Origin of the sequence: Synechococcus sp. NOUM97013 (genome assembly GCF_014279815.1) — a bacterium.
Classification (GTDB): Bacteria; Cyanobacteriota; Cyanobacteriia; order PCC-6307; family Cyanobiaceae; genus Synechococcus_C.
Genome location: NZ_CP047941.1, coordinates 2126008 through 2144657, shown reverse-complemented (window position 1 = coordinate 2144657; position 18650 = coordinate 2126008). Strand labels below are relative to the sequence as shown.

Below are 18650 nucleotides of genomic sequence, written 5' to 3'. Positions count from 1 at the left end.
TGACGCCTGCCAGACTTTCACCGCGAAGTGCAGTGCAAATGAGCACCACCCGACTCACCAGCCGCCGCCGTCAGGATCAAGGCTTCAAATGGGCGCGCATCGCCATGGCGGTGCTGGCAACCGTCGGAGTGATCGACACAGGGTCGATCACTCTCAAGCGCTGGGGGCTGCTTGGCGACCTCACCTGTCCGATGGGAGCTGATGGGTGCGACAAAGTGCTCAACAGCGCCTGGGGAACACTGTTTCAGACCGACGCTTTCAGCATTCCACTGTCGTTTGCTGGTCTGCTCGCCTATCTGGCAATCGTGGTGATGGCGCTGGTGCCTTTGTTGCCGGGATTGGCGGAGAACCGAGGCGATTTGTCGCGTCGCACCTGGTGGGGACTGCTTGTCGTCTCGCTCGGTATGGCCGTGTTCAGCCTTGTGCTGGTGGGGCTGATGGTCTTCAAGATCCAGGCTTTCTGCTTCTTCTGCGCTCTCTCAGCAACGCTGTCGGTGCTGTTGTTGCTCCTTGCTGTGATCGGCGGCGGTTGGGATGATCCCGGGCAGGTCGTGTTTCGCGGCGTTCTTCTGGCGCTGGTTGTGCTCATCGGCAGCCTGATCTGGTCTTCTGTAGTGGATCCAGAGCGTCCTGATGCAGCTGTTAGCGGAGCTGGTGTGCCGCCGCTGGTCACCACCGAAAGCACCCCTGCCAAGGTGGCGCTCGCTGAACACCTCACAGCGACTGGAGCGGTGATGTACAGCGCTTACTGGTGTCCGCACTGCCACGAGCAGAAAGAGGATTTCGGTGAAGAAGCCGCCAAGAAGCTCACTGTGATTGAGTGCGCTGCAGATGGCCAGAACAGTCAGCGAGCTCTTTGTGAAAGCAAAAACATCGAGGGTTATCCCACCTGGGAGATCAACGGCAAGCTTGATTCCGGCGTGAAACCTCTTAAGACGCTGGCCAGGCTGTCGGGATTTAAGGGCGACACCGACTTCTAAGGCTCATGCTTCGCCGCGCTATTCGCTGACCTGGCGCGTGTGAATCGGCATTCCTCTCACCTGACGGCTGTGTCGGCGCCATTGGGGGAGAGGGGCAGGGGCATCACTGCGGTAGTGCCCCCCTCGGCTTTCGGTGCGGAACAGGCAAGCTTCGAGCAACAGGATGCTGGTGCGTTGGCGATGCAAAAGATCCAGCAACAGATTCAGTTCCTGGCGACTGGGTTCTGCGAGCTGGAGTGGCTGGTTGTGGGGTTGTCCGTTGACCAGCTGCAGCAGTTCTTCCTGTTGCACCCGCAAGCTGGCCTGATCAGTGGCTTGCAGCAAGCTCTGCATCCCGGTCACGGAACGATCCACGCCAGCCACATCCCAGCACCGTTCGCTGAGCTGTTCGATCTCTCGCATCAAGTGACCGATGCTGGCCTTGCTGCGTGCATGGTTGACGATGGTCTGACTTCTTCCTTGAGGAGAACTCCAGTGGCTTCGGTCGGTTTCGCTTGCTGCAGGAAGGTCGATTTCGCCGAGCTGACGGGCAAACACGAGACATTCCATTAGCGAGTTGCTGGCCAGTCGATTGGCACCATGCAGACCGGTGCAGGCCACTTCGCCGACGGCGTAGAGACCAGGTAGCGATGTTGCGGCTTTCAGGTCCGTGGCCACTCCTCCCATCCAGTAGTGGGCTGCTGGAGCGACTGGGATCGGTTGCTCCAGAGGATTCAGGTTGTGCTGTCGGCAGCGTTCAAGAATGGTTGGGAAGCGCCGTTCGGCTTGGTCTCGAGGGATCCCTGACCAGTCCAGTCCGATGTGGTCCGTGTGTTGCTCTCGCATGCACCTGAGCAGGGCGCGGCTGACTTGATCGCGCGGTGCCAGATCGGCTCCCGCCAGGTCTGAAACAGGGCTCTGACCTGCGGCATCCACCAGGCGAGCTCCCTCTCCACGAACGGCTTCCGAGATCAGAAAGCATGGCGCATCCGGCAGTTTGAGAGCTGTGGGATGGAACTGCACAAACTCCAGATCTTCGATGGCTGCGCCAGCACTCCAGGCCAGTGCCACCCCCTCGCCTGCAGCCTGAGCCGGATTGGTGGTGTTGGTGTACAGATGGCCACCGCCGCCGGTCGCCAAGACCACAGCTCTTGAGCGGATCCACTGCAGCCGGCAACCATCCACCACCTGAACGCCGCAGCAGCGTCCGTGTTCAACCCAAAGTTGGCTGACCCGCACGCCTCGGCGATGCAGCAGACCAGGCCGTTGTTCGGCCTGGTCTCGCAGCACATCGACGAGAGCATGACCGGTGCGATCCTGCACATGCAGCACCCGGTGATGACTGTGGGCCGCCTCCAGCGTGGTGGCCAGGCTTCCATCGCGATTGCGATCAAACTCCATGCCCAGCTGCAGGAGCCGATCTACACATTGCGGTGCCTGATCCACCAACAGTCGAACGGAATCCCCATCGCAGAGCCCTGCTCCGGCATGAATGGTGTCCGCGGCGTGGCTACCGCTGCTGTCGTCTGGTCGTGTGACGGAGGCAATGCCTCCTTGTGCCCAAAGACTGGACGATCGACGGCTCGTGTTGCGGTTGACGAGCAGAACCCGGAGTCCGACAGGCAGCTCAAGACAGGTCATTAGACCTGCGGCACCGGCACCAACCACCACGACATCCCAAGGACCGGCAGGGATCGGTTCCATTCCTTGGCGAGGCGTTGTCATGGCTGAACCAAAAAAACCGCCGGGGAGTCCGGCGGTTTTAACGCAATCCAATCAATGGAGATCGGCTCGTTCAGAGAAACCTCAGCGGTACTGGCCGTCGTTGATGCGGTCGAAGCCCTCGTTAAGAGCAATCGATGGCGCTGTGACGGTGAAATTGTCGCGGTATTTCTCGAACAGCTCTTTTTGACGGTCGCTTAGATCGAGAGACAACACGTCATCGACTGTCTCGTAGGGACCACCCAGCACGATTTTTCCGGCGAGAGTCGGATACATGCCAGGGAATTGCTGGAAACGACGAACGGATGAATTGTTGAGATCCACCTTGTCGCCGCGTTCAGCGATCTTGTCGTCGGCCACATTGCGGATCTCTGCGGCTTGAACGCTCGCGGGAAGGGCCAGGCTCATCAGCAGCCCTGCCATCACAGCAATGCTGGTCAGCCAGCACAGCAGACGCTTCATGGAAGTCTCCGTCTTTGAGATCGGAACGGGATGGACGCCGACATGGCCGGCTTGCAAACCTTACAAGTGCCCTCAGCCCGAGCCGTGGTTCAAGGCTGCAGTTTTTGCAGTTCGTTTCAGATCAGACCACTGAGTTCGGGTGCCAGCAGTGACAAGGTCAAAAAGAGTCCGTCAATTAGGAGGGTTGTGAACAGCACTGATGCTGCGACTGCCCAACTTGTTGACCAGGGCGTTGCGTTGAGGCTGCGGATCCGGCAGTCACGAACGAGACGGAGGATCAACACTGCGGAGGCACTGATGACCAGGAATGATTCAGGCCGCATCACGCGTGCCGCTGCCTCTTGAAGGAGCAAAGCCGCCTCAGAGGGCGTGGCCGTCACCACCGACGGCCAGAGAGGCATCACGTTGGTCAGGGCCATGGCCAAATCTGTGAATCCGGTCCCCAGCAACGATGCGAGATAAAAGGCACAGCCCAGGCGCCAGCGTGTGTTGAGGCCTGTCAGCGCCAGTGGTAGTGCAAAAGCTTCCACCGGAAGGTGCAGCAGGGGATGGCTGGACAACCACCCCCAAAACAGACTCCCTGCCAGCCAGCTGCCGCTGAAGCCCACCAGAAGCGCGCCCAGATCTTTCCCTTTCGTTGGCGCAAGCCAGTGGCTCAGGAGGCCTGCAACAAGCAGCACAAATCCGAATAACGCGGCACTGAAGGGCTGCGCACGCACCCAAGGCGCCTGCGCGAACACCGGAAGAACCACCAAGCAGGAGGCCCAGAAAGGAATCGCGGCAAAACCGAGCGTCGTGGTTTGGACCGGCTCAGCCAGGCTCTGGTTGCGTATCAGCCCGCTGAACAAGGACTCGCCTCCGCTCGAATGTGAAGAAAGAATCGAAACCTTAGAAGATCTGAACGTCGATCACGTCGGAGTGTTCCGCGTCACTGGCGTGGGTGACGGGTTGGGCATAGCGTCCCAGCACTTGAAGTCAGGAACCCAGCGGTGTCGGATTCCGGTCTGCTTGAGGCCATTTGGAGAAACCTCGTGCTTGGGGTTGTGCAGGGACTCACGGAGTTCCTGCCGATCAGCAGTACGGCTCATCTCAAAGTTGTGCCGGTTCTCCTCGGTTGGGGGGATCCAGGGGTGTCGGCCACCGCCGTGATCCAGCTGGGCAGCATTGCAGCGGTGATTGGCTATTTCCGTCACGACCTGCGGTCTGTCTTGCGGGGCATCAGTCGTGCTGTGCGCCGAGGACAGTGGCGGGAGCCGGATGCCCGTCTTGGCCTTGCGATGGCTGTCGGCACTGTGCCGATTTTGATCGCTGGATTGGTGATCAAATTGAGCTGGCCGGGGTATGAAACGTCGCCGTTGCGCAGTGTTCCCGCCATCGCCATCGTGTCGATCGTGATGGCCGTGTTGCTGGCCTTGGCCGAAAAGATCGGTCCGCGAAGCAAGCGTCTCGCGCAGGTCGAGGGCCGTGATGGGCTCGTGGTGGGCCTGGCTCAGGCACTCGCGCTCATTCCGGGTGTCTCGCGTTCAGGGAGCACCTTGACGGCGTCGCTGTTCGATAGCTGGAAGCGGCCTGATGCGGCACGTTTTTCGTTTCTTTTGGGCATTCCTGCGATCACGCTGGCGGGAGTCGTGGAGTTAAGGGACGCCTTCGCGGATTTCAGCTTGGTCGGTGTGCTTCCGCTGATGGTGGGAATTCTTTCTGCAGCGGTGGTGTCATGGCTGGCCATCGACTGGCTTCTGAAATATCTCCAGCGCCACAGCACCTGGATTTTTGTGATCTACCGACTGCTGTTCGGTGTGCTTCTTCTGGCCTGGTGGTCGGTCGCAGGCTCAAACTGAGAGCAGTTGCCCAGACGCTGTGTGGAATGAACCCTCCGCAGGGGTAGCCGTCACGGCTCTCGACCCTGGTCGAGCTGCCCGCCAGCCGGATCCAGCCGTCGTTGCCTCAGTGGAGGCTGGTTCGATCGGTGAGGAGCTGGGATTCGAGCCTGGTGACCAACTGCTCAGTATCAATGGAGTCCGGCCGCGGGATCTCATTGATTACCGCTACTTAATCGTTGAGGAGGAGCTGACACTCGAGGTCCGTGACAGTGCGGGGGAATTGCACCGCGTTGACTTTGAGAAAGACGCGGATGATGGTCTTGGGCTGGCCTTCACCGAAGCGTTGTTCGATGGTTTGCGGCAATGCAACAACCGCTGTCCGTTTTGCTTCATCGACCAGCAACCTCCGGGGCATCGAGACAGCCTGTATCTCAAAGATGATGATTACCGGCTCAGTTTTCTGTATGGCTCCTATCTCACGCTCACGAATCTGTCGGAGACCGATTGGACCAGGATCGAGCAGCAACGTCTGACGCCGTTGTTTGTGTCCGTGCATGCCACGGATCCCGACTTGCGTTCCTCTCTTCTTGAGAATTCCCGCGCTGGCCGCTTGCTCCAGCAATTGGAATGGTTTGACGAACGCGATCTCCAAATCCATGCCCAGGTCGTCGTCTGTCCGGGGTTAAACGATGGACATGCCTTGCTCCAGTCGTTGACTGATCTGGCTCGCTTTGCCGGTGGTGAATGGCCTGCCGTCTTATCTGCCGCTGTCGTCCCCGTTGGATTGACCCGTTTCCGGCCCCCAGGAGATGGCTTGCGCGCCGTGACACCCAAGGATGCTGAACAGGTGATTGACGCCGTGGAACCGCTGCAGCAGCGATTTCAGCAGCAGCTCGGCAGCCGTTTCGCCTGGCTTTCCGACGAGTGGTATCTGATTGCAGGTCGGCCTTTGCCTCCGCGCGACAGTTATGAGGATCTTCCTCAGCAGGAAAATGGCGTGGGCACGATCCGAGCCTTCCTGGAGGATTTGGATGTCGCGACGACGTCGTTGCCCGACAGCATTGGAAGTCCGCTGCGCAGCAGCTGGGTCGTCGGGCGGCTGGTGGACAAAGCTCTGGAGCCTGTTTCCGATCGTCTGAACCGCATTCATGGTGTGACCCTGAATCTGTATGGCCTGCCAAGTCCGTATTGGGGGCAAGATCAAGTGGTGACTGGCCTGCTCACCGGTCAGGACCTAATTGAAGGCTTAAGAGATCAGCCGCTGGGCGACCAGCTGCTGCTGCCGTCGGTGATGCTTCGGCAGGGGCAGCCGGTCTTCCTCGATGACATGACGCTGGAGCAGGTTCAGGCTGCGTTGCCGGTTCCGATACGGATCGTGCATGGAGCAGCTGACATCGTGGCTGCCGTCCTCGGTGAACGGCCGGAAACCACCTAAGCTCCGCCAAGCTCAGGTGTTGTTGTGCTTCGGACTGCTGCGGGTCTTCTTCTGGCTGCCGGTGTACTGCCTGTTTGCTTCGCCGATGTCGCCCGCGCGCAAGCCAATGCTGAATCAGATTCAGCTGATGGATCGGCATTGATCGATCAGACCACGCTTCCTTCCGCTGTTGATCTGAAGGGTTCTCGTCCTCAGGCAGATCCTTCTGTGTTGCCTCCGGCGGCAACAACGCTGCCGGAATCGATGGAGTCGCTGCAAGCACCTCCAAGTCTTGCTTTGCCTGATCAGACGAATCAGGTCCGCATTCGCGAACTCAGACCCCTCACCCTGGCCGAAGTTGAGCAGCTAGCCGAGGTCAACAATCCCAATCTGAAAGCGGTTGTCAGTCAGGTTCAACAAGCCAAATCAGGCTTGAGGGCTGCGCTTGCCCGTTGGTATCCGACTCTTGATCTCAGTGCCAATGGATTGCCCCAGTACTTAGGTGGCGAACAGCAAAACTTCGATCAACGCCGCACCGAAAACATCAACCCCGTCACAGGCGAGAGCACTCCGACTGGTGTTCCTGCTGGTGTTCGCACCACCACATCGCGATGGTCAGCCAATTTCGGTGCTCGTCTGAATTGGAATCTGATTGATCCCGGTCGCGTCCCTGAGATTGCTGCAGCGCGAGACACCTATGAGCGCAGCCGTGAGGCATATCTGATCGCTCTGCGTGAACTCAGGCTCCAGGTCGCTCTCGACTATTTCACCCTGCAGCGGCGTGACGAGCAGGTGCGGATTGGACAGCAATCTGTTCGAGCGTCCATCGTGAGCTTGCGGGATGCACGAGCCCGCTTTCAGGCGGGCGTGGCGACCAAGCTGGAAGTCTTGGAGGCCATCACGCAGCTCGCCCGTGATCAGCAACTCTTGACCAATGCCATTGGTGATCAAGCTGAAGTCCGGCGCTCCTTGGCGGCAACCCTGGACCTGCCACAGGATGTGACGCCAACAGCTGCTGCTCCAGCAAGGGTGATCGGAACTTGGATTCCCTCATTGCAGGAGAGCATTGTTGCTGCCTATGCGTTCCGCGAAGAGCTGGATCAGCTCCTCCTCGATATCTCCATCAACAACAGCAATGCCAACTTGTCACTGTCCGCAGTGCAGCCCGTTCTGAGCATTTTCAATAACTTCTCCACGCAGCGCTTTCAGGGTGAGGCGAATGTGGTCAATCCTCCGGAAGACCAGGTCTATGGCTGGAGTTTTGACAATGCGGTCGGTCTGTCAGCCAGCTGGAATATTTTCGATGGTGGTCGAGCGCGCGCCCGCTACCGACAGAACAAACAGCGTGCTGAGGAGAGCCGCTTCAATTTCGCCACCCAGCGCAACACGATTCGCAGTGAAGTCGAGGCGAGCTTTTACGAACTCCGCGAAAGCCAGCAAGACATTCGCACCACAGCTCGGGAGGTGTTGTCTGCGACTGAATCCCTGCGTTTGGCCAGGCTGCGTTTCCAGGCAGGTGTGACCACCCAGCGAGAAGTTGTGGACAACCAGCGCGACCTCACCAATGCGCAGGTGCGCTACGCCGACGCTGTTCTGAACTACAACGGAAGTCTCGCCCAGTTGCGACGTCGGACTGGTTTGGATCAAGTGCAGTCTTGCCCTGCAATCGACCTTCCTGCGGAGAAGCCTGAAGAGCTTGGTGTTGGGCAGGTCCTGATTGAACCAACTCCTTACCGTTCCAGCTGCGAAGCTTCACAAATGGGCGTCTGAGGCAATGCTGAGACGTTGACTTCCAGCCTCCTTTCTCCTCAGCAACTGCTCGCGGTTCATCAGCTGCTTGACCGGGTGGCGGATCGTCAGCGCCAGGATTTCGGTCACATCGTTTCCGACGTGAAGCCTGATGGAAGCTTGATTACTGCCTGTGATCGTTGGAGCGACAAGATGCTGGTGGACGGTCTTGCTGCGCTGGCCCCCGGTGAATTCACCTTGAGCGAAGAAGGTGAGAAGCAGTGTCCGTCTTCCTCAGCGTTCTGGGTGGTCGATCCCCTTGATGGCACGACCAACTTCGCTGCAGGCATTCCTTACTGGGCGATCTCCGTGGCTCGTTTTGTGGATGGTCAGCCCACGGAGGCATTCCTCGAGGTCCCCTCGTTGCGACAGCGCATCGTTGCAATTCGTGGTCGAGGTGCCTGGCGCAATGGAAAACCGATTGCTGTTGAGACCCGTCAGTCCTCGGGCAGTGCCTGTGTGTCTCTCTGCAGTCGTGCAATCCGCGTGTTGCAGCGCCGTCATCAAGAGCCTTTCCCCGCCAAGATCCGTTTGCTCGGCGTCGCCAGTCTCAACATGGTCAGCGTTGCCATGGGACAGACCGTTGCCGCTTTAGAGGCGACTCCCAAGATCTGGGATCTGGCTGCGGCCTGGTTGGTGCTCAGCGAACTTCAATGTCCTGTTCTTTGGCTTGATGAAAACCCGGCTGTGCTCACGCCGGGTCGTGACCTTTCAGAGGTCAGTTATCCGGTGCTCGTGGCGGCATCGCAGGCTGAGCTGAACCGGCTCAAGCCATGGGGAGAGTCGCTGCTTCTCCCTTGAGAAGGGTGAGGGGTTGCGGGTGAGGGGGTGAAGGGGTTATGGTTTTGGACTGCGCGGGGGGCTAAAGCCTGAAGCGCAGCTTCTAAACGTGAAGAGCGCGAGCTTGTAGTGTTTGGGAGTGCTTACGAGGCCAAGAGGGAGCGATCCCACGGTGTTGTAAGTTTCACAAGCGGTCGCGAGACCGCACCGCCAACCGCTCCTGAGAGGGGGCGCGAAGGCAGAACCTGGACAATCGAAAAGTTTAGGAACTGACGCTTTCATCGCGTCAAGGACCGCGAGATACATCGTTTGATGTGTGTTGCGGGATTTGATGAAAGAGCGATGAAGGTGTGAGGTCCCGTCAACAATTATTCGTTGCAAAGAAGCATCGTGCTTACAGCTTGAAAGTTTTCACGAGCTTTTGAGTTGTCGGTGTGCGCGATGTGGAGCAACAACCGGATCTGAGATCCTGGAAAGTCATTGAAAGAGAAATCTAGAGATGCACTCTTAAGAACCCTTTTGTGTCAGCGAAAGGAGGCCTCAACTGTTGCGAGTGAAAACTGAGCAATGGGTGACGCAAATCATTTTGAGGACGTGAGAACGTCTAAGAGGAAATGATCTACAACGGAGAGTTTGATCCTGGCTCAGGATGAACGCTGGCGGCGTGCTTAACACATGCAAGTCGAACGAACCTTCGGGTTAGTGGCGGACGGGTGAGTAACGCGTGGGAATCTGCCCTCAGGAGGGGGATAACGGTTGGAAACGGCCGCTAATACCCCATATGCCGAGAGGTGAAATGAATTTCGCCTGAGGATGAGCCCGCGTCTGATTAGCTAGTTGGTGAGGTAAGAGCTCACCAAGGCATCGATCAGTAGCTGGTCTGAGAGGATGATCAGCCACACTGGGACTGAGACACGGCCCAGACTCCTACGGGAGGCAGCAGTGGGGAATTTTCCGCAATGGGCGAAAGCCTGACGGAGCAACGCCGCGTGAGGGATGAAGGCCTCTGGGCTGTAAACCTCTTTTCTCAAGGAAGAAGATCTGACGGTACTTGAGGAATAAGCCACGGCTAATTCCGTGCCAGCAGCCGCGGTAATACGGGAGTGGCAAGCGTTATCCGGAATTATTGGGCGTAAAGCGTCCGCAGGCGGCCCTTCAAGTCTGCTGTTAAAACGTGGAGCTTAACTCCATCATGGCAGTGGAAACTGTTGGGCTTGAGTGTGGTAGGGGCAGAGGGAATTCCCGGTGTAGCGGTGAAATGCGTAGATATCGGGAAGAACACCAGTGGCGAAGGCGCTCTGCTGGGCCATCACTGACGCTCATGGACGAAAGCCAGGGGAGCGAAAGGGATTAGATACCCCTGTAGTCCTGGCCGTAAACGATGAACACTAGGTGTCGGGGGAATCGACCCCTCCGGTGTCGTAGCCAACGCGTTAAGTGTTCCGCCTGGGGAGTACGCACGCAAGTGTGAAACTCAAAGGAATTGACGGGGGCCCGCACAAGCGGTGGAGTATGTGGTTTAATTCGATGCAACGCGAAGAACCTTACCAGGGTTTGACATCCTGCGAATCTCTTGGAAACGAGAGAGTGCCTTCGGGAACGCAGTGACAGGTGGTGCATGGCTGTCGTCAGCTCGTGTCGTGAGATGTTGGGTTAAGTCCCGCAACGAGCGCAACCCACGTCTTTAGTTGCCAGCATTTAGTTGGGCACTCTAGAGAGACCGCCGGTGATAAACCGGAGGAAGGTGTGGATGACGTCAAGTCATCATGCCCCTTACATCCTGGGCTACACACGTACTACAATGCTACGGACAAAGAGCAGCAAGTTCGCGAGGACAAGCAAATCTCATAAACCGTGGCTCAGTTCAGATCGTAGGCTGCAACTCGCCTACGTGAAGGAGGAATCGCTAGTAATCGCAGGTCAGCATACTGCGGTGAATACGTTCCCGGGCCTTGTACACACCGCCCGTCACACCATGGAAGTTGGCCACGCCCGAAGCCGTTACTCCAACCCTTGTGGAGGAGGACGTCGAAGGTGGGGCTGATGACTGGGGTGAAGTCGTAACAAGGTAGCCGTACCGGAAGGTGCGGCTGGATCACCTCCTAACAGGGAGACAACACAATGATTTTGATGCCTGAGTACTTTTATTCTTAGGCCGAAATCCTGTCACCTTAGGTCGATCGGTACCTCAGCATTAAGAGCAGTAATTGATGAGCAATTATCAAGAGACTGAAGGAGATGTTCAGTTCCTAAACTTTGTCTAGGTCACACCCCACAAGGGTTGAGTCTTCCTGGGCCATTAGCTCAGGTGGTTAGAGCGCACCCCTGATAAGGGTGAGGTCCCTGGTTCAAGTCCAGGATGGCCCATTCGGTGTTGGGGGTTTAGCTCAGTTGGTAGAGCGCCTGCTTTGCAAGCAGGATGTCAGGAGTTCGAGTCTCCTAACCTCCACTGTCCGAACTTAATCTCCATCTTCTGAATTATGGAAGGTGAACTCGATGGCGTGTGATTTAGATGTGTCCGCTGGCATGAACTCAGCTTCCTGTCATTCTAAGTGAAGAGTTTTTCTCTGAATTTGGTTGATAAGATGCTGGGCTCGAACTGAGCAATCAGTTGGATGTCTAGCAGAACCTTGACAACTGCATAGGTGAGTCTGGAAAGAATAAAGCATCTCTCATGGATGCATCATTCTTTTTTGAGGATGATGTTAATTCTTGAGCAAGAGCCGAGACTCCATCACGTTCTTCTGATTGTGTCGAGCAATCAGGAGTTTGATTATTGATTTAGGAATAAATCAGTGAGAATCCGTTTCAACGACGGCAAGCGTGTTGGAGATTATATGGTCAAGCTACAAAGGGCTCACGGTGGATACCTTGGCACACAGAGGCGATGAAGGACGTGGTTACCTGCGATAAGTCTCGGGGAGCTGGAAACACGCTTTGATCCGGGAATTTCCGAATGGGGCAACCCTTAATACGGCCAGCTGAATCCATAGGCTGGCGCGAGCCAACCCAGCGAACTGAAACATCTTAGTAGCTGGAGGAAAGGAAAGTAAAAACGACTCCCTAAGTAGCGGCGAGCGAACGGGGAAGAGCCTAAACCAATAGTTTCGACTATTGGGGTTGTGGGACAGCAATGTGGAAAAGGAATGTTAGTGGAAGTGTTTGAAAGACACACCACAGAGGGTGAAAGTCCCGTACACGAAAACTGAACTGACCTAGCTGTATCCCGAGTAGCACGGAGCACGTGAAATTCCGTGTGAATCTGCGAGGACCACCTCGTAAGGCTAAGTACTCCTGTGTGACCGATAGCGAAACAGTACCGCGAGGGAAAGGTGAAAAGAACCCCGGGAGGGGAGTGAAATAGAACATGAAACCGTGAGCTTACAAGCAATGGGAGCCCTACTTATAGGGTGACCGTGTGCCTGTTGAAGAATGAGCCGGCGACTTATAGGCACTGGCGGGTTAAACCGGAAATGGTGGAGCCATAGCGAAAGCGAGTCTGAATAGGGCGTTTGTCAGTGTTTATAGACCCGAACCCGGGTGATCTAACCATGGCCAGGATGAAGCTTGGGTGATACCAAGTGGAGGTCCGAACCGACTGATGTTGAAAAATCAGCGGATGAGCTGTGGTTAGGGGTGAAATGCCAATCGAACCCGGAGCTAGCTGGTTCTCCCCGAAATACGTTGAGGCGTAGCGTCTCGTGCTCCAGCAGGGGGGTAAAGCCACCATTTCGGTGCGGGCTGCGAGAGCGGTACCAAATCGAGATGAACTCTGAATACCCTGTGTGTAGCGAGGCAGTCAGACTGTGGGGGATAAGCTCCATGGTCGAGAGGGAAACAGCCCAGACCGCCAGCTAAGGTCCCCAAATCAACACTAAGTGATAAAGGAGGTGGGATTGCCCAGACAACCAGGAGGTTTGCCTAGAAGCAGCCATCCTCAAAGGAGTGCGTAATAGCTCACTGGTCGAGCGATCCTGCGCCGAAAATGAACGGGGCTAAGTGTTGTACCGAAGCTGCGGATTTATGGTAGGGGAGCGTTCTATGTGGGGCGAAGCGTTAGCGTGAGCGGGCGTGGACTGCATAGAAGTGAGAATGTCGGCTTGAGTAGCGAAAACATGGGTGAGAATCCCATGCACCGAAACCCTAAGGGTTCCTCCGGCAGGCTCGTCCGCGGAGGGTTAGTCTGGACCTAAGGCGAGGCCGAAAGGCGTAGTCGATGGATAACAGGTCAACATTCCTGTACCGGTTATGTTTTGGGAAGAGGGACGGAGAAGGCTAGCCAAGCCAGATGTTGGTTACTGGTTCAAGCGTTCAAGGCGTTGAGGAGCGGCGAAAACGTTCCGAGCTGAGGCGTGAGTACGAGCTGCTACGGCAGCGAAGTTGGTGATGTCAAGCTTCCAAGAAAAGCTCTATACCCGTTAAGGCATAACTGCCAGTACCCGAAACCGACACAGGTGGGGTGGTAGAGAATACCGAGGTGCGCGAGGTAACTCTCTCTAAGGAACTCGGCAAAATGGCCCCGTAACTTCGGGAGAAGGGGTGCCACCGCAAGGTGGTCGCAGTGAAGAGGCCCTGGCGACTGTTTACCAAAAACACAGGTCTCCGCTAAGTCGCAAGACGATGTATGGGGGCTGACGCCTGCCCAGTGCCGGAAGGTTAAGGAAGCCGGTCAGCGTAAGCGAAGCTGGCGACTGAAGCCCCGGTGAACGGCGGCCGTAACTATAACGGTCCTAAGGTAGCGAAATTCCTTGTCGGGTAAGTTCCGACCCGCACGAAAGGCGTAACGATCAGGGCGCTGTCTCGGAGAGAGGCTCGGCGAAATAGAATTGTCTGTGAAGATGCGGACTACATACACCCGGACAGAAAGACCCTATGAAGCTTTACTGTAGCTTGGTATTGTGCCCGGGCTCTGAATGCGCAGGATAGGTGGGAGACGTTGATCTCGTGCTCGTGGGTACGAGGGAGTCAATGGTGAGATACCACTCTTTCAGAGCTAGGGTTCTAACGTTCACCCGTTATCCGGGGAGCGGACAGTATCAGGTGGGCAGTTTGACTGGGGCGGTCGCCTCCTAAAAGGTAACGGAGGCGCGCAAAGGTTTCCTCAGGCTGGTTGGAAATCAGCCGACGAGTGCAAAAGCAGAAGGAAGCTTGACTGTGAGACCTACAAGTCGAACAGGGACGAAAGTCGGCTTTAGTGATCCGACGGTTCTGAGTGGAAGGGCCGTCGCTCAACGGATAAAAGTTACTCTAGGGATAACAGGCTGATCTCCCCCAAGAGTTCACATCGACGGGGAGGTTTGGCACCTCGATGTCGGCTCATCGCAACCTGGGGCTGAAGTCGGTCCCAAGGGTTGGGCTGTTCGCCCATTAAAGCGGTACGCGAGCTGGGTTCAGAACGTCGTGAGACAGTTCGGTCCATATCCGGTGTATGCGTAGGAATATTGAGAGGATTTCTCCCTAGTACGAGAGGACCGGGAGGAACGCACCTCTGGTGTACCAGTTATCGTGCCAACGGTAAACGCTGGGTAGCCATGTGCGGAGTGGATAACCGCTGAAAGCATCTAAGTGGGAAGCCCACCTCAAGATGAGTATTCCCATGGGGTAACCCAGTAAGGTCACGGGAAGAACACCCGTTGATAGGCTCTACGTGGAAGTCCAGCAATGGATGCAGCGGAGGAGTACTAATAGACCGAGGGCTTGACCATTCATTTGGCTCTTGTCTGAGGCAAGTTTTATTCGATTCTGACCATCACTTTGAAGCGAAAGTGGAAGGTGATGACCTATGCAGTTCTCAGGGTTCACTCCTTGAGAATGTTTTCTATCCTGGTGTCCATGGCGCTGTGGTCCCACTCCGATCCATCTCGAACTCGGTTGTGAAACGCAGCAGCGGCGACGATATTTGGGGGGTAGCCCCCTGAGAAAATAGCTCGATGCCAGGTAAAACATTCTGATCACTGCTGTGATCCAAAGAAAGCCACCCCGCGATGGGGTGGCTTTTTTTGTGCCTTAACGCGCTAGTTTGAGTTTGGGTTTCCAGGTTTGAGCGAATTCATGCCTAGCAAAAGGCTACTGATTCGTCGATTGGTTCGATCTCTTTGGAAGGCTTATCTTCGTTGGGCTAACGCTGACTGTGTGGATCTCAGTGCGGCATTTGCTTATTACACCTTGCAGTCGATCTTTCCAATCCTGCTGATTTCTTTGTCGCTGGCATCTTGGTTGCTTGGTCGTCAGCAGAATCTAGATGATCAAATCATTAGTTACGCCAGTGGTGTGTTGCCTCCTACGGCTGTTTCCATCGTGAGGCAAACTATGGAGAAGCTGGTTCAACAAGGTTTCGGTGCTGGCTTGCTTGGCGCAGGTGTGTTGCTGGTGACGGCTGGAAATGTTTATCTCACCTTGCAGCGGGGGGCTGATCGTTTGTGGCGTGATGTGCTGCAACCTCTCCCTAACGCGTTGCCATTGGGTGCTCAGGCGTATCAGTTTGTACGGGTGAGAATCGAAGCCTTTTTTGTTGTCATGCTGGTTGGATTGCTGGTTGTTGTTGACCAGATCAGTGCCAATCTGCGGATGTTGCCAGCAACCTTGATGGCTGACCTTGCGCAATCACTGCCATGGCTTGCCGAGCTTCTCGCTGATGTTCCTGTGCTTCAATTTGGACGCTTGTTGATACCTTTTGTGGGCTTTTCGGCGATGGCGTTGCTTTTGCAATTCCTTTTGCCGAGTCGACGAGTGCCCTTCTCTCCGCTCATCCCTGGCTCATTATTAATTGGTTTTCTTCTGACATTGTTGAATCTGGCTGTCAGCCGAAGCATTCTTTCTCTTGGTGCTCGATTTCAGGCCTATGGCGTGATTGGTGGTGTTCTTGTGTTGACCTTGTGGGTCTGGATGATTGGGGTTGTGATTTATTTCGGACAGTGTTGGAGTGTTGAGTTGGCCAACATGCGAATGAATAAGGACGGTGATCCGCTCGTCAATCTCAGCCAGAACTGACCTTAATCGATGATTATGTCATCAATCCTTTGAAGGACCGAACTGGCATGGGTCGTGTGTCTCCGTTGATTTGGCTGCTGGCATTGCTGCTGTTGTTACCGACCGCCGCTGGTCGTGCAGTCATCGATGTGTTGGGGGGGCTTGCGCTGATTGTGCTGGCGCTGCCTCTCTTGCTGGGAGGCCTGGGATGGATTGGTTGGAAGTTGATTCAAAGCAGGATGCAGGTTTGCCCCGCCTGCGGAGCGGCAACTCTGCAGCGTTCGCAGAACTGTCCCGTTTGTGGCGCCGCCATGCCTGTTTCTAATGGATCAGGTGATGGTGCAGCCAGCGTGGATGCAGTGTCGACACCCGCGAGTTCAGCCACCATCGACATCACTGCTGAAGACGTTGAATCCTGATCTGGTGGTTTTCAGGACGACTCTTCGGCAGCCTCGAGTTCTTGCAGTCGACGTTCACGCAAATGCAAGAACAACGGTCCTCCGCAGGCGAACGACACCGTCACGCAGACGATCAATGTCACCCACCATCCACGCACCTGCATGCGTCGCCCTTCGACGCCGATCCAGATCGTGAACGCTGATGCTGCGACCAGGAGGTCTCGACTCAGGGAGCGCGAAGCGGCCGTCAGATTGGCATCTTGGATGAAGCCAGGCAGATCAAATCCAGGGCCTGCAGCGGCTTGCATGAACTCCAAATTGGCTTGCCAAGGCAAGATTGCTCCCAGCACAGCCAGAACCAAATAGCCCCAGGTCAAAGCGCTACGCATCCTGTTGCTGCTCAAAGGGTTCAGTCTCCAACGTATCCGGATCGAGCTTCAAAACGCTTTGTTCCACTTCGCTTAACAGGGCTTGGCAGCGTTGCAAATAGATCTCCGCACGCTGATGGCTGCTCTGAAGATCGGCCAGGGGCAAGGCGTCGTCCTGAAGTTTCACCAGCAGCAGCTCGAGTGCCTGAAAGGCTTCCTCATACGTCAGCGCTTCAGCTTCCTTGGCCCAAGTGGCGGACAAGTTGCTGTCAGTTGGTTTGGACTTTTTCGGCATCAGAGACAAACGTCAGGATGTGGGCAATCAGTGCGTTGCATAGGGGAGGAAGGGTGCAGCGAGCGCTCACCCCGATCCTGAAGTTTTGACTGACGCGACGTTGACTTCGAGGAGACCGTCGTGCACCTGAACGACAAGATCATCCCCTGGGCGCGCATGGCTTGCGGATTGGAGGAGTGAGCCGTCAGTTCGGGTCACCTTGGCAAATCCACGGTTCAACCAGCGATCGGGACTCAAAGCGCAGAGCAGTTGCTCCCGCTGGTTCAGCTGTGAGCGTCGCTGCATCAACAGGGTTTTTGGCTGAAGACGGCTGAGCATCTGGCTGCGTTGATGGAGCCGCTCCTGTTCGCGTTTTAGGCGCCAGATTTGCTGCTGCTGCAGTCGCACACTCTGCTGTTGCAAGGCCTGCAGCACGGTGGTTTTGCTGGGAAGAAGACTCACCATCGCGGCGGTTGGGGTGGCTGCACGGTGGTCCGCCACCAAGTCGGCGACTGTCAGGTCATCTTCGTGTCCAAGACCGGTCACAACAGGGCATGGGCAGTTTGCCAAGGCTCGACAAACCTGCTCATCGTCAAACACCATCAGGTCCTCCCTGCTGCCGCCACCTCGTGCCAGCACAAGGGCATCCAAGTTCAGCGATGTCTGTGCAACTGTCAAACGACCGATGGCGTGGCAAATCTTGTCGGCCACGGCGCCTTGCACCGGAATGGGCACCACCAACAGTTCGGTGAGCGGCCAACGGTCTTTCGCCGTGCGCAAGATGTCGGCAAGGGCCGAGCTCGGAACGCTGGTGAGCACGGCGATCCGTTTCGGCTGTGCCGGTAAAGCACGACTGCGGCTTGGGTCAATCAAGCCTGCTTGTGTCAGCAGCGCTTTAACAGCCTCAAATCGACGTTCAACGGTGCTCAGGCTTGGCCGAATGTCGACGGCCTGGACGGCTAACGAGGCTCGGGCTGCCCAGAAATTGAGCTTGCCCACCACTGTGATGCCTTCGCCATCCTTTGGCACGTAGTTGAGCTGTTTTAGTCGTGACGACCAGCAAACGACCGTGATGGTGGCGTCTCCATCCGTGAGGTTCAGCCAGAGATGTCCTTTTTTGACCTGAGGACGGGAGGCGGTGCCTTGGACGAGAAAGCGCGGTGCGAATCCCCGTTCCAGCAGGGCTCCAATGGCTTGATTCAGCTCCTGAACGGAGTAACTGGGAATGGTGTCAGCGATCAAGACGGCGATACGCGACACCCCAGTAAATGCAGACCAAACTTGCGATCAGGGTCAGAACCTGGCCCCAGCGCTGGTCAAGCTGGGTGATCCCGATGGTCAGGAAGACCAGTGCACTGCTCAGCAGCCTGGCACCATCGCGGCGATTGCCGGCGAAGAAGGGGAGCAAGGACAAAGATCGGCTGGACACACTCTCTCGCAACGGCAGGCCACAAAAAAAGCCCCTGTGGAATTCCACGGGGCTCATTCGTTAGAGCGTTAGCTCTGTGAAACTGGAAGCTGGTGAATCAGCCGAGGCCGATCTGGGACAAAATGCCCTGGCCGGTCAGCAGCTCGGTGCCGAGACCGATGACGAAGCCCAGCATGGCCAGGCGGCCGTTCCAGGTTTCAGCGAAGTTGACGAAGCCGAAGCGAGTTGCGTTGTCAGACATGGGTGGTGTTCCGTGACTGAACACAA

The 18650-nt window shown here is 56.5% G+C and carries 15 protein-coding genes, 2 tRNA genes and 3 rRNA genes; 12 read left to right on the top strand and 8 right to left on the bottom strand.

What is annotated here, in order from left to right; genetic code table 11:
* Positions 1 to 38: 38 nt before the first annotated feature.
* Positions 39 to 980 (top strand): vitamin K epoxide reductase family protein, encoded by a 942-nt coding sequence (locus SynNOUM97013_RS11690; RefSeq protein ID WP_186479933.1) that lies wholly within the window; start codon positions 39 to 41, stop codon positions 978 to 980.
* Positions 981 to 998: 18 nt separating this feature from the next.
* Here SynNOUM97013_RS11690 and nadB read toward each other — a convergent pair whose 3' ends face one another.
* The 3 genes from nadB to SynNOUM97013_RS11675 form a co-directional block, all read right to left on the bottom strand.
* Positions 999 to 2684, bottom strand: a complete 1686-nt coding sequence (nadB, locus tag SynNOUM97013_RS11685; RefSeq protein WP_186479932.1) for an L-aspartate oxidase — start codon at positions 2682 to 2684, stop codon at positions 999 to 1001.
* An 81-nt stretch (positions 2685 to 2765) separates the two neighbouring features.
* Positions 2766 to 3143 (bottom strand): photosystem II complex extrinsic protein PsbU, encoded by a 378-nt coding sequence (gene psbU / locus SynNOUM97013_RS11680; protein ID WP_186479931.1) that lies wholly within the window; start codon positions 3141 to 3143, stop codon positions 2766 to 2768.
* 116 nt (positions 3144 to 3259) lie between these two features.
* A complete protein-coding gene (locus SynNOUM97013_RS11675; RefSeq protein WP_255442779.1) occupies positions 3260 to 3991 on the bottom strand; it encodes a DUF3120 domain-containing protein in 732 nt (243 codons plus the stop codon).
* Positions 3992 to 4132: 141 nt separating this feature from the next.
* Between SynNOUM97013_RS11675 and SynNOUM97013_RS11670 the strand changes: the two genes are divergently transcribed.
* From SynNOUM97013_RS11670 to SynNOUM97013_RS11620, 11 genes are all read left to right on the top strand, one after another.
* On the top strand, positions 4133 to 4981 hold the full coding sequence (locus tag SynNOUM97013_RS11670; RefSeq protein WP_186479930.1) for an undecaprenyl-diphosphate phosphatase: 849 nt from the start codon (positions 4133 to 4135) through the stop codon (positions 4979 to 4981).
* A 19-nt stretch (positions 4982 to 5000) separates the two neighbouring features.
* Positions 5001 to 6398 (top strand): TIGR03279 family radical SAM protein, encoded by a 1398-nt coding sequence (locus SynNOUM97013_RS11665; RefSeq protein ID WP_186479929.1) that lies wholly within the window; start codon positions 5001 to 5003, stop codon positions 6396 to 6398.
* Between the two features lie 24 nt (positions 6399 to 6422).
* The gene (locus tag SynNOUM97013_RS11660; RefSeq protein ID WP_186479928.1) at positions 6423 to 8147 is read left to right on the top strand and encodes a TolC family protein; all 1725 of its coding nucleotides are present in this window, start codon (positions 6423 to 6425) and stop codon (positions 8145 to 8147) included.
* Between the two features lie 15 nt (positions 8148 to 8162).
* Positions 8163 to 8966, top strand: a complete 804-nt coding sequence (locus SynNOUM97013_RS11655) for an inositol monophosphatase family protein (protein ID WP_186479927.1) — start codon at positions 8163 to 8165, stop codon at positions 8964 to 8966.
* 600 nt (positions 8967 to 9566) lie between these two features.
* Positions 9567 to 11051 (top strand): 16S ribosomal RNA (locus SynNOUM97013_RS11650).
* A gap of 187 nt (positions 11052 to 11238) precedes the next feature.
* Positions 11239 to 11312: transfer RNA gene (locus SynNOUM97013_RS11645), tRNA-Ile, on the top strand.
* Positions 11313 to 11321: 9 nt separating this feature from the next.
* Positions 11322 to 11394: transfer RNA gene (locus SynNOUM97013_RS11640), tRNA-Ala, on the top strand.
* Between the two features lie 390 nt (positions 11395 to 11784).
* Positions 11785 to 14650, top strand: a 23S ribosomal RNA gene (locus SynNOUM97013_RS11635).
* Between the two features lie 117 nt (positions 14651 to 14767).
* Positions 14768 to 14884 (top strand): 5S ribosomal RNA (gene rrf / locus SynNOUM97013_RS11630).
* Together the 16S, 23S and 5S rRNA genes with 2 tRNA genes alongside form the textbook arrangement of a ribosomal RNA operon.
* Before the next feature lie 112 nt (positions 14885 to 14996).
* A complete protein-coding gene (locus SynNOUM97013_RS11625) occupies positions 14997 to 15935 on the top strand; it encodes a YihY/virulence factor BrkB family protein (RefSeq protein ID WP_186479926.1) in 939 nt (312 codons plus the stop codon).
* Positions 15936 to 15982: 47 nt separating this feature from the next.
* Positions 15983 to 16333: a hypothetical protein gene (locus SynNOUM97013_RS11620; protein ID WP_186479925.1), complete on the top strand. Its 351-nt coding sequence runs from the start codon at positions 15983 to 15985 to the stop codon at positions 16331 to 16333.
* A gap of 11 nt (positions 16334 to 16344) precedes the next feature.
* Here SynNOUM97013_RS11620 and SynNOUM97013_RS11615 read toward each other — a convergent pair whose 3' ends face one another.
* From SynNOUM97013_RS11615 to SynNOUM97013_RS11595, 5 genes are all read right to left on the bottom strand, one after another.
* Entirely contained in the window at positions 16345 to 16701 is a 357-nt protein-coding gene (locus tag SynNOUM97013_RS11615) for a DUF2834 domain-containing protein (RefSeq protein ID WP_186479924.1), read from the bottom strand.
* Entirely contained in the window at positions 16694 to 16942 is a 249-nt protein-coding gene (gene xseB / locus SynNOUM97013_RS11610; RefSeq protein WP_370586427.1) for an exodeoxyribonuclease VII small subunit, read from the bottom strand. Before xseB ends, SynNOUM97013_RS11615 begins: the two co-directional genes overlap by 8 nt.
* Before the next feature lie 99 nt (positions 16943 to 17041).
* On the bottom strand, positions 17042 to 18196 hold the full coding sequence (gene xseA / locus SynNOUM97013_RS11605) for an exodeoxyribonuclease VII large subunit (protein WP_186481613.1): 1155 nt from the start codon (positions 18194 to 18196) through the stop codon (positions 17042 to 17044).
* The gene (locus SynNOUM97013_RS11600; RefSeq protein WP_222929847.1) at positions 18186 to 18368 is read right to left on the bottom strand and encodes a hypothetical protein; all 183 of its coding nucleotides are present in this window, start codon (positions 18366 to 18368) and stop codon (positions 18186 to 18188) included. Before SynNOUM97013_RS11600 ends, xseA begins: the two co-directional genes overlap by 11 nt.
* 112 nt (positions 18369 to 18480) lie before the next feature.
* Positions 18481 to 18624 carry a chlorophyll a/b-binding protein gene (locus SynNOUM97013_RS11595; RefSeq protein ID WP_186479921.1) on the bottom strand — a complete coding sequence of 48 codons (144 nt, stop codon included), beginning with the start codon at positions 18622 to 18624 and terminating at the stop codon, positions 18481 to 18483.
* Positions 18625 to 18650: the final 26 nt, after the last annotated feature.